Genomic DNA, 738 nt, shown 5'->3' with positions numbered 1-738 from the left:
GTTTTGCAACATTTCAGCGGCGCTGTCTTTGATTTGGTCTTCTAGCAAAAAGGCCGTCTGAAAACCGCTTTGATTGCCCAAGAAAATAATGCTGCCTGTGTGGTCGATATGGGCAAATGTTTCAGGCAGATTACCGGCGATCTCAGAAACAAATGCCGCTTTGCCCAAAGCCCAAACCTGGATTTCGCCATCAAATTCGATTTGCGCGCTGACGCCGTGTCCGATACGGTTGATCCGTTGCTGCACTTTCACATCAAGCGCGGATATGGGGCCATCTGAAAGCGTATGGTTCAAAATGGCACGGGCGATGGGGTGTTCGGATTGCTGCTCCAATGCTTGGGCAACGGCAAGGGCTTGGGCCTCGTTCAGACGGCCTGCGGACAACATACGGCTGACGGAAAGCTGCCCTTTGGTCAACGTACCGGTTTTATCGAACACGACATCGTCAATTTGAGCAAGCGTTTCCAAGCTTTGTTTGCCGCTGATGAGAATGCCGTCTTTGGCAAGCGCACCGGTAGAAGCAGCCAGTGCGGTCGGAGTGGCAAGCGATAAGGCACACGGACAGGTAATGACCAGCAGGGCAACGGTAATCCACAAGGCGGTGTGCGCATCGGCATACCAAGCCCAGCCGATAAAAACAGGAACTGCAAGCAAGAGCTCGCCAAATACAAAACTGGACGCGTATTTTTCGGCCAACTCGGCGGCACGCGGTTTTTGCGCCAGCGCACGGTCGAGCAG

At 53.7% G+C, this 738-nt stretch carries 1 protein-coding gene; it reads right to left on the bottom strand.

From position 1 onward, the window contains the following. Positions 1-738: HAD-IC family P-type ATPase (locus ACTHUR_RS13820; RefSeq protein ID WP_440399111.1), on the bottom strand; the 738-nt coding region annotated here is incomplete at both ends.

The sequence above is a fragment of the Neisseria sp. P0021.S007 genome (genome assembly GCF_051956855.1).
Note: the sequence above shows the minus strand (reverse complement) of the source record. Positions and strands in the feature narration are given on the sequence as shown.